Annotated in this window: 19 protein-coding genes; 3 read left to right on the top strand and 16 right to left on the bottom strand. The window is 46.0% G+C overall.

What is annotated here, in order from left to right; genetic code table 11:
- Positions 1 to 115 precede the first annotated feature (115 nt).
- The 3 genes from efp to aroQ are packed head-to-tail and all read right to left on the bottom strand — an operon-like array spanning position 116 to position 2,220.
- Complete coding sequence (efp, locus tag KNP98_RS04205; protein ID WP_088836608.1) at positions 116 to 682, bottom strand: elongation factor P; 567 nt, start codon at positions 680 to 682, stop codon at positions 116 to 118.
- Between the two features lie 28 nt (positions 683 to 710).
- Entirely contained in the window at positions 711 to 1,775 is a 1,065-nt protein-coding gene (locus KNP98_RS04200; protein ID WP_214765379.1) for a M24 family metallopeptidase, read from the bottom strand.
- A gap of 19 nt (positions 1,776 to 1,794) precedes the next feature.
- Positions 1,795 to 2,220, bottom strand: a complete 426-nt coding sequence (aroQ, locus tag KNP98_RS04195; protein ID WP_088836607.1) for a type II 3-dehydroquinate dehydratase — start codon at positions 2,218 to 2,220, stop codon at positions 1,795 to 1,797.
- Between the two features lie 156 nt (positions 2,221 to 2,376).
- Here aroQ and KNP98_RS04190 point away from each other — a divergent pair, with 156 nt between their 5' ends.
- Both KNP98_RS04190 and KNP98_RS04185 read left to right on the top strand, forming a co-directional pair.
- Positions 2,377 to 3,309, top strand: a complete 933-nt coding sequence (locus KNP98_RS04190; protein WP_029333062.1) for a DUF1385 domain-containing protein — start codon at positions 2,377 to 2,379, stop codon at positions 3,307 to 3,309.
- A gap of 20 nt (positions 3,310 to 3,329) precedes the next feature.
- Positions 3,330 to 3,737: an SA1362 family protein gene (locus KNP98_RS04185; RefSeq protein ID WP_088836605.1), complete on the top strand. Its 408-nt coding sequence runs from the start codon at positions 3,330 to 3,332 to the stop codon at positions 3,735 to 3,737.
- 78 nt (positions 3,738 to 3,815) lie between these two features.
- Here KNP98_RS04185 and hpt read toward each other — a convergent pair whose 3' ends face one another.
- From hpt to KNP98_RS04170, 3 genes are all read right to left on the bottom strand, one after another.
- The gene (gene hpt, locus KNP98_RS04180) at positions 3,816 to 4,343 is read right to left on the bottom strand and encodes a hypoxanthine phosphoribosyltransferase (RefSeq protein WP_088838449.1); all 528 of its coding nucleotides are present in this window, start codon (positions 4,341 to 4,343) and stop codon (positions 3,816 to 3,818) included.
- A 145-nt stretch (positions 4,344 to 4,488) separates the two neighbouring features.
- Complete coding sequence (gene mntR / locus KNP98_RS04175; RefSeq protein WP_029333059.1) at positions 4,489 to 4,911, bottom strand: transcriptional regulator MntR; 423 nt, start codon at positions 4,909 to 4,911, stop codon at positions 4,489 to 4,491.
- Positions 4,912 to 4,935: 24 nt separating this feature from the next.
- Positions 4,936 to 5,766: a lipoate--protein ligase family protein gene (locus KNP98_RS04170; RefSeq protein WP_029333058.1), complete on the bottom strand. Its 831-nt coding sequence runs from the start codon at positions 5,764 to 5,766 to the stop codon at positions 4,936 to 4,938.
- Between the two features lie 138 nt (positions 5,767 to 5,904).
- Between KNP98_RS04170 and KNP98_RS04165 the strand changes: the two genes are divergently transcribed.
- Positions 5,905 to 6,285, top strand: coding sequence for a rhodanese-like domain-containing protein (locus tag KNP98_RS04165; protein ID WP_029333057.1), 381 nt, complete (start codon positions 5,905 to 5,907; stop codon positions 6,283 to 6,285).
- A 239-nt stretch (positions 6,286 to 6,524) separates the two neighbouring features.
- On the opposite strand, the gene gcvPB is transcribed toward KNP98_RS04165, so the two are convergent.
- The 10 genes from gcvPB to KNP98_RS04115 form a co-directional block, all read right to left on the bottom strand.
- The gene (gcvPB, locus tag KNP98_RS04160) at positions 6,525 to 8,003 is read right to left on the bottom strand and encodes an aminomethyl-transferring glycine dehydrogenase subunit GcvPB (RefSeq protein WP_088836604.1); all 1,479 of its coding nucleotides are present in this window, start codon (positions 8,001 to 8,003) and stop codon (positions 6,525 to 6,527) included.
- On the bottom strand, positions 7,996 to 9,342 hold the full coding sequence (gene gcvPA / locus KNP98_RS04155; RefSeq protein WP_214810738.1) for an aminomethyl-transferring glycine dehydrogenase subunit GcvPA: 1,347 nt from the start codon (positions 9,340 to 9,342) through the stop codon (positions 7,996 to 7,998). Before gcvPA ends, gcvPB begins: the two co-directional genes overlap by 8 nt.
- 13 nt (positions 9,343 to 9,355) lie before the next feature.
- Entirely contained in the window at positions 9,356 to 10,438 is a 1,083-nt protein-coding gene (gene gcvT / locus KNP98_RS04150; protein WP_214765385.1) for a glycine cleavage system aminomethyltransferase GcvT, read from the bottom strand.
- A gap of 182 nt (positions 10,439 to 10,620) precedes the next feature.
- Positions 10,621 to 10,935 carry a hypothetical protein gene (locus KNP98_RS04145; protein ID WP_088836601.1) on the bottom strand — a complete coding sequence of 105 codons (315 nt, stop codon included), beginning with the start codon at positions 10,933 to 10,935 and terminating at the stop codon, positions 10,621 to 10,623.
- Entirely contained in the window at positions 10,932 to 11,417 is a 486-nt protein-coding gene (locus KNP98_RS04140; RefSeq protein ID WP_088836600.1) for a shikimate kinase, read from the bottom strand. Before KNP98_RS04140 ends, KNP98_RS04145 begins: the two co-directional genes overlap by 4 nt.
- Positions 11,410 to 11,643 carry a hypothetical protein gene (locus KNP98_RS04135; RefSeq protein WP_239456854.1) on the bottom strand — a complete coding sequence of 78 codons (234 nt, stop codon included), beginning with the start codon at positions 11,641 to 11,643 and terminating at the stop codon, positions 11,410 to 11,412. The genes KNP98_RS04140 and KNP98_RS04135 overlap by 8 nt, the downstream gene beginning before the upstream one ends.
- A 98-nt stretch (positions 11,644 to 11,741) precedes the next feature.
- Positions 11,742 to 12,110, bottom strand: a complete 369-nt coding sequence (locus KNP98_RS04130; protein WP_214810813.1) for a hypothetical protein — start codon at positions 12,108 to 12,110, stop codon at positions 11,742 to 11,744.
- The gene (locus KNP98_RS04125) at positions 11,995 to 12,351 is read right to left on the bottom strand and encodes a type II secretion system protein (protein WP_214769941.1); all 357 of its coding nucleotides are present in this window, start codon (positions 12,349 to 12,351) and stop codon (positions 11,995 to 11,997) included. The genes KNP98_RS04130 and KNP98_RS04125 overlap by 116 nt, the downstream gene beginning before the upstream one ends.
- 6 nt (positions 12,352 to 12,357) lie before the next feature.
- A complete protein-coding gene (locus KNP98_RS04120) occupies positions 12,358 to 12,819 on the bottom strand; it encodes a prepilin-type cleavage/methylation domain-containing protein (RefSeq protein ID WP_251132127.1) in 462 nt (153 codons plus the stop codon).
- Entirely contained in the window at positions 12,788 to 13,099 is a 312-nt protein-coding gene (locus tag KNP98_RS04115) for a competence type IV pilus major pilin ComGC (protein ID WP_088836598.1), read from the bottom strand. Before KNP98_RS04115 ends, KNP98_RS04120 begins: the two co-directional genes overlap by 32 nt.
- Positions 13,100 to 13,107 lie beyond the last annotated feature (8 nt).

Here is a 13,107-nt window from a genome sequence, read left to right as displayed (position 1 = left end):
AATGCCTACTCAAATATTAAGTTTAACTGGTCATACCAGAGGATGCAAGTGCCGGCGAGTGAAAAAATACCCCTTGACTCGGAAACGAGTACGAAGGGGCATTGGCATATCTGTATTATCCGTTGTAGCGTCCTGTGAAATCACCTGTCCGCGTATCAACTGTTACTTTTTCTCCTGCTTCGATGAAAAGCGGCACATGGATGATGTGACCCGTCTCAACTGTCGCATTTTTCTTGACGTTAGAAGCTGTATCGCCTTTGACGCCCGGCTCTGCTTCAACAATCGTCATAACGATCGTGTTCGGAAGTTCGAGTCCGAGGATTTCGCCGTTGTAGACTGCGATTTGAACTTCCATGTTCTCAAGGAGATATGGAAGTGCTGCTTCAACTTGTGCTGTCGTCAATTCAAGCTGCTCATACGACTCCGTGTCCATGAAGACATACGTTTCACCCATTGGGTAGAGGTATTGCATTTTGTTACGCTCGATGTGGGCACGTTCGACGCGCTCGCCACCACGGAATGTCATCTCTTGGATGTTCCCGTTACGGATGTTACGCATTTTTGTCCGCACGAATGCTGCACCTTTACCAGGTTTTACGTGTTGGAACTCAAGGACTTGCCAAATCATTCCGTCTGAAGTTTTAATCGTCAAGCCTGTTTTTAAATCGTTTACTGATACCATACTGGTTCCTCCTAAATGTTCATCTTACTTAGAGTGTAATGAGTTCTTTCGATGAAGACGAAAGAATTTCGCGCCCTGATTCGGTAATCAAGACATCATCCTCAATTCGGCATCCACCAACTTGTGGCACATAGATTCCTGGTTCGACTGTCACGATCATCCCTGGTTCGAGCTTCGTTTCCGAACGGAACGAAAGTCCCGGTCCTTCATGCACCTCAAGACCAATGCCGTGACCAGTCGAGTGACCGAAGTATTCGCCATAACCAGCTTCTTTGATGATGTCACGTGTTAACGCGTCTGCTTCGATTCCAGTAATCCCTGGACGAAGTCCGTCTACGCCCGCAAGTTGTGCTTGCAAGACCGTATCGTAGATTTTTTGTAACTCGGAATTAATTGGACCGACCGCAATCGTTCGCGTAATGTCAGAGACGTAACCGTTCAACAATGCACCAAAGTCGAGTGTTACGAGCTCACCCGTTTCAATCACTTTTTGGCTCGCGACACCGTGCGGTAACGCTGAGCGGTAACCAGATGCGACAATCGTATCGAATGAAGACGACGTCGCTCCATGCTTACGCATGAAGAATTCGAGTTCGTTCGACACTTCGAGTTCTGTTTTCCCCGGCTGGATGTACGTCAAAATGTGTTCAAAGGTAGCGTCTGCTAGTTTTACCGCTTCCTTAACCATCTTAATCTCTGATGAATCCTTAATCAAGCGTAGGTTTTCGACGATTCCGGTCGTTGGAATCAGTTCGATTGCAGAAGCTTCATCATATGCTTCGAATAAACCAAGTGTCATCGTATCTTTTTCGACCCCAACCGCTCGCACGCGTGCGCCTGCGATGAGTTCACCCATCGTCGCCGGAATCGACCGATCGATTTGAACGATTTCCATTCCTTTGACTTGATCAGCAGCTTGCTCCGTATAGCGGAAATCCGTCACGAAATAAGCATGTTCTGCCGTAACGAGACACGCGCCACTTGAACCGGTGAATCCTGAAATGTAGCGAATATTTTCTGACTTCGTCACGATAAGTCCTGGTAAGTCACGTTCTTTTAAAGCGGATTGTAATGCTTCAATACGATGTTGCATGTCTGTTTCCCCCTTTAAGTTATGTAGCGTCCGGATGAAGTAACGCTTCAGTAGCGAGTATATACCCCGTCATCCCAAGTCCACTGATGACACCACGACAGACCGGTGCGATGAGTGAGCGATGTCGAAACTCTTCTCGCGCATGAACATTCGATAGGTGCACTTCGATTGTCGGCACTTCAATCGCTGCGATCGCGTCACGTAAGGCGATACTCGTATGTGTGTATGCAGCTGCATTCAACACAATGCCATCATACCCCCGCGCTGCATGTAGAGAATCAATCAGCGTTCCTTCATGGTTCGATTGTTCAAACGTAAACTCAACTTCGGGAAAACGTTCCATCATCAACGTTTCTAAATCATTCAACGTCTTTGCACCGTATGTTTCCGGCTCACGCGTTCCAAGTAAATTCAAATTCGGTCCATTTAAAACCAATACGCGCACATCATCACCTCCATTCGTCCTTCTGATTGTATCATAAGACGTTTTCCGTCTCCTAAAGATTCACCCGTCATCAAGCAGTCCCCCATAGTTTTTTTGAATAGAATCTAGTAAACTGACGATACACGATATTTTATTTGAGATAGGATGCGTTTAAATATGAAAACCGCAAAAGCTCCCGTCGGTGGACAAGCCATCGTCGAAGGCGTAATGTTCCAAAATGCGACACATGCTGTTTCTGCAATTCGTCGAAATGATGCGACGATTGAGACATTTGAACAGAAAAAGCCGATTCGTCCACGGATTGCGATTGGTAAACGAATCCCGCTTCTCCGCGGACTGTTCGCTCTTGTCGAATCATCTGCGAATGGAGCAAGCCACATGAACTTCGCAAGTGATCGTTACGGCGTTAATCCCGGAGAGGAAGAACCCGAAGAAGCGAATCAAGGGCAATTGACAAAATGGCTCGGCGTCGCTTTACTTGGCGTTTTATCATTCTTTTTCGGAAAGTTACTGTTTACGCTGTTGCCGGCATTCTTAGCCTCACTATTCAGTTCTTTCCCAGCATTATCCGGCCACTTCGTCCAAAACGTCATCGAGGCGTTGATTAAGCTGACCCTACTGTTTGGATATTTGTACTTGATTTCATTGACACCACTCGTCAAACGATTGTTTCAATACCACGGGGCGGAACATAAAGTCATCAATTGTGTCGAATCCGGTCATCCACTGACCGTCGAAAACGTCAGAAGAAGTAGCCGCCTCCATTATCGTTGCGGTTCAAGCTTCCTGATCTTCACAGTCATCGTCGGTTTCTTCGTTTATTTAATCGTCCCGACCGATCCATTATGGGTTCGACTCGCCTTCCGAATCGCTTTACTTCCCGTTGTCATCGGTCTGTCTTTTGAAGTTCTTCAATTAACAAATAAAGCCCAAAATATCAAGGGATTACGTGTCATCGCCTTGCCAGGCCTATGGTTACAGTACTTGACGACAAAAGAACCAGACGATTCACAGATTGAGGTTGCGATTTATGCGTTTGAAGCACTCGAAAAACAGGAAGATAACATACATGAGAATGCACTGGGTTAATCGATAACAGGGGTGATAATATGATTAGACAACGGATCGGCTCTACATTCGCACTTATCGTGTTACTGTTTGCTTTCGTCGGCTTTGGATATAAGCTTATCAATGATCCTGGCGGTCTGTTTTCACAATTACTGTTCGTTGCAGTTGTGGCGGGAATCATTTTCTTGATCTTTAAGTTCATGACGCGCAATAGCGGCGCTGCAAGCGGCGGAAACGCACAATATCGAAAATCAGTCGCGCAATCGAAAAAATTGCACGGTAAACGAGATCAAGGTCCGCGTCGAACAGATTTTAAGAAAAAACAAATCAAAACGGCGACGAAATCTTCGACTTCGAACAAAGTACGCCCACTTCGCGATCGGTCGAAAGGTCCTAATTTGACCGTCATCGAAGGTAAAAAAGGTAAAAAGAAAAAACGTGCTTTTTAATATTAAAAAGAGAGAGCTGCTAAACGCAGCCCCCTTCTATCGTTCGACCGTCAGCGACTCGTGTCTGCTGACGGTTTTTTATTCTGTCTCGACCCAACCAATGTACGGCAAATTGCGATACTCTTCTGCACAATCAATGCCATAGCCGACGACGAAGTAATCCGGAATCTCAAATCCAACATAATCTGCCGTCAACTCGACTTCACGACGCGCAGGTTTATCAAGTAACGTACAAATCTTTAAGACACCCGGCTTATGCAATTTCATATGCTCGCACAAAAAGCTCAGTGTATGTCCCGTATCAATAATGTCCTCGACAACAACAACATACTTCCCTTCGACATCCAGGTCTAAATCTTTTTTCAATTGAACGCGTCCAGAAGAGACCGTCTTCGCACCATATGATGAACAGGCAACGGTATCGATTTGAACACTTCCTTTAATTTGCCGCATCAAGTCCGCTGCAAAAACCATCGACCCTTTCAACACGACGACAAGGACAATTTGACGCCCGGCCGCATCCCGTTCAATCTCGATTGCGAGTTCACTCACTTTTTTAGCTAAATCAGTTTCTGAAACCAATTTTTCTTTGATGACGATTTCCATAGTATCCGGGTGAATTTCCACCCGTCACCCCCTTCGGTCATTTTCATCGTCAGTATAGCATAATCCGTTCAATTCACGTACTTTTTTATTATTTTATAACCAAATGTTCGTTTATAAGGCGTTTAACGTAAAAAAACAAGCCCACTCAGTCTTCTGGGTGTGCTTGTTGATAATTATGAAGTTCTTCCTGTAAAGCCGGGCGTTCAGCGAAAAATTGAATCATCCCATTGATTTTATCAAGTGCTTCGATACTCAAGTGATGTTCAATTCCCTCGACATCTTTGTAGATTAGTGACTCTTCTACGCCGACAAGGCGCAAGAAATCTTCTAATAGCGCATGCCGTTCGACAAGTCGTTTCCCAATCTTTCTACCTTTTGCAGTCAACATGAGACCACGATACTTTTCGTAGACGAGGTACTCTTCACGGTCTAACTTTTGCACCATCTTCGTTACAGAAGAAGGGTGTACGCCTAATAGTTCTGCGATATCCGATACACGGGCATATCCTTTTTCTTCGATCAAGATATAAATTTGCTCTAAATAATCTTCCATACTCGGAGTCGGCACGACATCACCTTCCAATCTTTCGCTTTAACGTTTCCAGTTCCATTCATCACTACGATACTTCTCGGCTAACTGTTCAATTTCCTGCCATTGCCGCTCATTGAATTCAAGCGGAACGAATTCCAATTGAAGCGCATCCTCAAAACCACGTGTAAACGCATCACGAACTTCCTCGAATGACACTTTCCGGCCCGCGAGTTCATTCAAGGCAACCGCTTTCCCTGCAAAGCGTGACTTCATCCGTTGACGCATCGTTTCATCTTCATAAAGGAAGCAGTCAAACAATTCACCTTCATCAACCGATAGAGGCACTGATCCATGCTGAAGCACAACGCCTTGATGACGAACTTGAGCACTCCCCGCGACTTTCCGTTTTCCGACTGCCAATTCATAGTAAGAGGCTGCATCAAAACAAACGGCCGATTTCGGCTTTCGTAACTCTTCCTTTTCTTCTTCCGTCATCGGAACTGAAAATTCAACGGGAATACCGAGGTGATGATAGCCTTTCCGGATTCCTTCCGTCAACAGGCGATAACTTTCGATTACAGTTCGTGGTAGTCCTTCTGTCGCCTCTTGAATGACGACACTATATGTGAGTTCATCCGCATGTAAAACCGCTCGACCACCAGTCATCCGTCGAACGATTGGGATACCGAGTTCTTCAATTCGCTTTCGATCGATATCACGTGTCGCACGCTGGAAATGACCGACACTGAGTCCGCGTGGTTCCCATGAGTAAAAACGAAGCGTAGGCGCAATCTCTCCTCGCCCGACAAAAGCAATCAATGCTTCATCAATTGCCATGTTCATTGCCGGCTCTAATGCTTCGGTCGTCAATACTTGCCATTTCTTTACCAAGCGAACACCCCCAAAACGTTTCCGTATAAGTGTATCAGACCCTTTCTATCCTGCGCAACGACGAGTCGATTGCCGAAATCGATTTCGTTTACTATAATGATAGAGATGTTATATGAACGAAGGGGTTGGAAGTTGAATATGGAAACAGGCACAATCATCACAATCGTCTTATGGGTGGCATTGATTGCTTATGTCGTCTGGCGTTTCATGCCAGTCAAAGGCATCACAAAACTCTCGCAAGAGGAATTCCGCGCGAACTACCGTAAGGCACAAATCGTCGACGTCCGGGAAACACAAGAATTTAAAGGCGGTCATATCGTTGGCGCGCGTAACATTCCGGTTAGCCAAATGAAGATGCGTTCGAAAGAGCTTCGTAAAGATATGCCGATCTACTTGTATTGCCAAGGCAGCATGCGATCTTCACAAGCAGCTAAAGTCTTGAAAAAAGCCGGCTACACGAACTTGTACCAGCTTAAAGGCGGTTTCAAACAGTGGACTGGAAAAGTCAAACGTAGCTAATTCACTATTCAAGCGAAAAACCCTTCCTACGCCTCAGGCTCAGGAAGGGTTTTTCGCTTGTCGACTCATTGACGAGACGCTCTGATTAAAAAGGTCGTGAACGACAAAAATAGGCATAGAAATGACCGATGATCCAGTAAAAATAGAATCATCGGTCATTTAATTAATGTCGACTGGAAACGTCCGTCATAGGAATCGATCTTAGTCTGACTTACGAGTCAGTTCGTTTTCAGTAACCGTTATGCATGGACTTCCTGTTTCGGCTCATAACGCAACACCGGTTTACGCGCTGCCAACGTCTCGTCCATCCGTTTGACGACCGTCGTATGCGGTGCGTTCAGGACGACATCTGGCGTTTCTTCGACTTCACGTGCGATTTGGAGCATCGCGTCACAGAACGCATCGAGTGTTTCTTTCGATTCCGTTTCCGTCGGCTCAATCATGATACACTCTTCGACATTTAACGGGAAATAGATTGTCGGTGGATGGTAACCGAAATCAAGCAGTCGTTTTGCGATATCAAGCGTCCGCACGCCAAGTGCCTTTTGGCGACGACCCGACAAGACGAACTCATGTTTACAATAGACATCATACGGTGCGTCATATGCGCCTTTGAGGCGTGCTAACATATAGTTTGCGTTCAAGACAGCTTCTTTCGAGACACGGGCGAGACCTTCTCCGCCCATCGTCCGAATGTAGCTGTAGGCGCGGACATTAATCCCGAAGTTTCCGTAGAATGGTTTGACACGTCCGATTGCATCTTTGCGATCATAATCAAGGATGAATCCTTCGTCTGTTTTTGCGACGATCGGTTTCGGTAAATAAGGGATCAAGTCTTGTTTGACACCGACCGGACCTGAACCAGGACCACCACCACCGTGAGGGCCGGTAAACGTTTTGTGGAGGTTCAAGTGAACAACATCGAAGCCCATATCGCCGGGACGTGCAATCCCCATGATGGCATTCGAGTTTGCTCCATCGTAATACAATTTCCCGCCTGCTTCATGGACTGCTTTTGCGATCTCGACGATATCCGATTCAAACAATCCGAGCGTGTTCGGGTTCGTCAACATTAAAGCCGCTGTATCGTCTCCCACTTTGCTCTTTAAGTCTTCTAAGTCAACAAGACCTCGCTCATCTGACAAGACCGTCACGGTATCAAATCCTGCGACAGACGCCGATGCCGGGTTCGTGCCGTGTGCCGAGTCTGGAACGAGTACTTTCGTCCGTTTGAAGTCGCCGCGCGCATGATGATAGGCTTTGATCAACATCAATCCAGTCCACTCTCCGTGTGCCCCTGCTGCTGGTTGAAGCGTCACTTCATCCATTCCCGTGATGACTGCTAACTTTTCTTGTAAGTCATACATCAAACCGAGCGCTCCTTGAATGCTCTCAACCGGTTGAAGCGGATGAATGTGGGCAAACCCGGGAAGTCGTGCCATATCTTCATTGATTTTAGGATTGTATTTCATCGTACATGAACCGAGCGGATAGAACCCGGAATCCACACCGTGGTTCCGGTTTGAAAGTGCCGTGTAGTGTCGTACGAGATCCAGTTCCGAAACTTCCGGTAACGCGACGTCTTCTTTTCGGACAAAAGAAGCTGGCAACATGTCTTCGATTGCTTCTTCTTCGACCGTCGCGAGTGGTAACGCATATGCGACACGACCGGGTTTTGAGATTTCAAAAATCAATGTTTGTTCGCTTGATTTATGCATGAGTTAATCCCCCTAACGCTGACACGAATTGATCGAGCTCTTTTTTCGTCCGTAATTCTGTTGCACAGACAAGCATTTCACGACTTCGTTTTGCGTCGTATGTGCCGAGCGGCAATCCACCGATAATTCCCGCTTTAAGCAATTGACGACTTGCTTCTTCCGCATCGATTGGTAATTCGACGACGAATTCATTAAAGCTCGGTCCATCATCGACGATGCGGAAGCCGGCTGCTTTCAATGATTTTTTCAAGGCATGTGCCGTTTGCAAGTTGCGGACCGCTAAATCACGAATCCCTTGTTTTCCGAACGCGCTCATCGCAATCGATGCCGCCAATGCGTTCAATGCTTGGTTGGAACAAATATTTGATGTCGCTTTATCACGACGAATGTGCTGTTCGCGAGCTTGGAGCGTCAAGACGAAACCGCGTTTGCCATCCTCATCCACTGTCTGACCGACCAGGCGTCCTGGAATTTTACGCATTAAGGCTTTTGTCGTCGTGAAGTAGCCACACGTCGGTCCACCAAAACTTTGGGGAATCCCGAACGGTTGGCAATCGCCAATCGTAATATCCGCACCGAGTTTCCCAGGTGCTTCAAGCAGTCCGAGGGCAAGCGGATTGGCTGAGACGATAAATAAACCGCCTTTTGCATGTGTTGCATCTGCTAACGCTTGTAAATCTTCGACGCGTCCATAAAAGTTCGGGTATTGGACGATGACACATGCGATATCATCAAGTCCGTCTAATTGTTCGATTGCCGTCTCGCCGTCCCGTAACGCAAGCGTCTCGACATCGAGCCCCGGCCCTTTCGCATACGTCCGAACGACATCATGTGCTTCCGGATGAACCCCATCCGACAAGACGATCGTCTTTTTCTTTTTATGGGCACAGGCAAGCATTGCCGCTTCCGCTAGTGCTGTAATGCCGTCGTACATCGATGAGTTCGCGACATCCATTCCTGTCAATTCACAAATCATCGTCTGAAACTCGAAAATCGCTTGCAGTTCCCCTTGTGAGATTTCAGGTTGATAGGGTGTATACGCCGTATAGAATTCTGAACGCAACAACATATGATTGACGACAGCCGGTGCATAGTGATCGTAAATGCCTGCACCGAGGAACGATGGATATTGCTTCGTATTTATATTTTGGTCAGCAAGCTTCGAGAGTGTCCGAATCAAATCTGTTTCCGGTAGCGGAATCCCGACTTCTTCTAACGTCCCTTGGTCGCGGACAGCGGCTGGAATGTCTGCTAGTAAATCTTCAATCGAATTTGCACCAATCGTCTGTAACATCTCTTTTTCATCTTCTTGCGTCATCGGTAAATAACGAAAATCCATCTATAAGTCCCCCTTAGTTGGCTCGACGATAAAACGGTGTGTTCACACGTTTTGCGGCTAGTTTCTTTCCACGTACTTCCACTTCGAACTGGTCCTCTGTCGCATATTCTGCTGGTACGAGCGCCAAGGCAATGGCTTTACCGATTGTCGGCGGCAACGTCCCTGTCGTCACAAAACCAACAGTCTCTCCATTCAGTAAAACCGGAGCATCCTGACGGACAATCCCTTTATCGACGAGTTCAAGTCCAATCAAACGGCGTGGTGCGCCTTGTTCTTTTTGTTGTGCGAGCACATCTGACCCGATGAATTTTTTCGCTTGTGGTTTGACGGCAAACCCCATCCCTGCTTCGATTGGTGAAATCGTCGCCGATAACTCATGACCATAGAGTGGTAAACACGCTTCAAAACGTAAAGTATCACGCGCGCCAAGACCACATGGAACGACACCTGCTTCAAGTAGTGTCTTAAAGACATGTTCTGCATCTGCTGCCGGCATATATAACTCGAATCCGTCTTCTCCCGTATAACCACTGCGCGAAACTAACATGTCGATGCCTGCCACTTTCCCGTAAACGAACCGGAAAAATTTAATTTCATTTAATGCGAGCTCCGTCATCGACGACAGGACTTCTTCTGCTTTAGGACCTTGGACGGCAATCTGCCCATACGCATCCGATTGGTTTTCAAGTAACACGTTTCCTTCCAGATACGAACGAAGATGCGCTTCATCTTTCTCGATATTCGAGGCGTTGACGACTAGTAAATATTTTTCCTCTTCCAGTCGATATACGAGCAAGTCATCGACCGTCCCACCATCTTCTTGACATAAAACATTGTATTGAGCCTGTCCAATGGCGATCTTAGAGATATCATTCGACAGCGTCTTTTGAAGAAACGCTAATGCTTCAGGACCTGTCACTAACAATTCTCCCATATGAGATACATCGAACATCCCTACTTGTTCACGTACTGCAATGTGTTCTTCCTTGATTGATGAAAACAGAACCGGCATTTCAAACCCTGCAAAATCGACCATTTTCCCCATCGGTGCGATCGTTTCAAACAATGGCGTTCTCTTCAATGTCGTCTGACTCATACATATCCCCCTATTTACGAACATTTTATGTTCCTTTTCTCTTTAATGTTCAACTTTCATTTATATTCTACCAACTTCAAACCTATTTTTCTAGGTTTATTCGGAAATTGAACAAAACTAAAGAGAGAAAGGACAAAGTCCCTTCTCTCCTATTGTTTCACATTCGCTCAATGAAAGCCATTTCAAAATTGCTTGAGTCCAGCTGTATGTTGAACTTCTGTTGAAAGTCGTTGCCCTTCAACCATTAGTTGACGCGCCCCTTGCTCAACACGCTTCCCTTCACTCACAAGATGATCGACATTTCCTTTAATTTGATCAATCCGATTCGTCGTATGGTCGACGCCTGCCTGCAACGTTTGCTGGCGGATCGTAAATCGCTCCAACAACTGTTTTACAAGCCGTAAGTCTTGTGAAATCTTCTTTTTATAAAGCACAAATCCATAAGCAACTAAGCCGAGGATCGCTACTACAATGATTCCAATGTTAATCCAAATCATGACTTTTCCTCCAATACCGATTCTATTTCTGCCGTTAGCTCCCGAATCGATTTCATTCCCTCTAAACGAAGGTCCGCACCGTCTGCATAGATAGGACGTCTGCGCATATACAAAGACTTCACAGTCTCGTACTTCCCTACTAAGGGACGATTTCGGTCCGACTCAATTCGTCTCCAAATCGAATCGAATGGTGTATCAATCCAGATTACCGTACCCGTTTCCTTCATCCATGTACGATTTTCGGGTCGTTCAATGATTCCACCACCCGTGATGACAATTTGTGATTGACTGTTTCGTAACAATTCGCTTTCGCGCGCTCGAAACCCTGCCTCACCATGTGCTGCAAAAAAATCAGCAATTGATTGACCATACTCTTGAACAAAACGTTCATCCAGTTCATCTACGTCATATCGTTCGCTTAACTTCCGACCAATCGCTGTTTTACCAGTTCCCATAAAGCCAATTACATAAACCTTATCCATCCGAAACGACCGCCTCGATTCTTTGTCCATTATCTAAGATTGCTTCCATTTTAAAGCCTTTATCCGTTCGGATACAAGTAACTCGTCCAATCGGATAACGGATCGTCTCATCTTGGCGACAGTCATGTGATGCCGCTCTGACAAGGGACTCGAGTTGAAGCGCCTCTTGCTCTAGCTTATACTGTTTGATGGTCTCATCCATCCGCATACAGCCTAGTAGCATCATGGCACCAATTCCTATCAGAATCAATAAGGTTTGAATCAGGATGAAGCCGGTTTCTTGCAGGCGTAAGTTCGAGACCGCTGATTGAGTTCGATTACGATTCAGGCACCGTCTTCTTTGATTCGATAATGCGTCACGTCGTGGGCATACGTCAGTTCGCCTCCAAACTCTTTTTTGAGCCGTATTTGATTTTGTACACGAACGAGCCGCCACTTAATCGGCTCCTCTCCTGGATCGACATCCCGCCCCCTCAGCTCTTCTCCTACTAATCCACACTCAATGCTGCGCCACATCAATCGTTCGACGGTATGAAAAAACAGGTCCTCTTCCATCCATTCTGTTTGGTTGGCGTTGCTAACGAGTTGTGTCATCGTCAATAATCCAAGGAGTAATAGAGGACTCAACCAAAGGACCATTGAAATTTCGAGGAGGGTCGTTCCGGATTCGGCTCGCAAGGCATAACGTTTCAAGACACCACTTCCCTTCCTCGACACGATACCCCGTCGAATCACCCGCCACTTGCTTCGATGCCATCTCGTCCAAGCGCCGTGTCTCAACAATTAACTGTGTTTTTTGTTTTTCGAAATTCAAGTAAGGATCAATCGCTAATACTAAGAACAAACTGATGGCGACAAGTGAGAGCATCACTTCAAGGAGAGTGAATCCACGCTCTTCCTCCGAGCAAACAACTCTTTTTACCTTTGACCGCATGCCATTTCACCTCATTTGTTGAATCAACATTTGATAATTTCCGAGGAGGAATTTTATTTCATATTCTTGTTTTGCTGAACGGCAGTACCACGTCGAGGCATAGGTCGAATGATAACTTTTAAAGTAAATCACTCGCCCGGTCGTCGGGATGATACAACTATGACCAGGTTGAAACGTTCTCTGCCACAGGATTCGATCGTTCACCATGATAAAATATCCCGCCCCGTCTGCACGCCATCGAAATTGAATGGTATTTTGATTATCCGTTTTAGAGTATTGCAGTAACCGTAACGTCTGAAAATCTTGCCGCATCATCGCAATATCTTGTTCGAGTAAATAAATTGCCGGGCGCCGATCAATAACAGTCGGCAATAACAATAAGCACAGCAGACCTGTAATCATTAAGACTCCACTCATTTCAATCAATGTAAACCCGTCACTTCGTAAGTTCGCCTGTTTTTGAATCATAGGTATACGTCTCCTGATCGCAGAGCAGTTCATTTGGTTTTTCAGCAGTACCACGGTTAATCGTCTGCAATGTTTCCGGATATTTTTTTTCTTTCGCATAATAGAGGTTGACCTCGGAACGAATGACACGGATGTTCGCTTCACAACTAACACCTTTCGCTTGATCTTTCCCGCTCGTCATCGTCGGAATTAATACGAGCAGCAGTAGCGAAATAATTAATAAGACAGCAGCCATTTCAAGTAAAGTGAATCCACGTTCGTTTTTCAAGAATCGTCTCATAATCAAAA

This window comes from Exiguobacterium sp. s127 (assembly GCF_018618695.1).
GTDB classification, from domain to species: Bacteria; Bacillota; Bacilli; order Exiguobacteriales; family Exiguobacteriaceae; genus Exiguobacterium_A; species Exiguobacterium_A oxidotolerans.
Note: the sequence above shows the minus strand (reverse complement) of the source record. Positions and strands in the feature narration are given on the sequence as shown.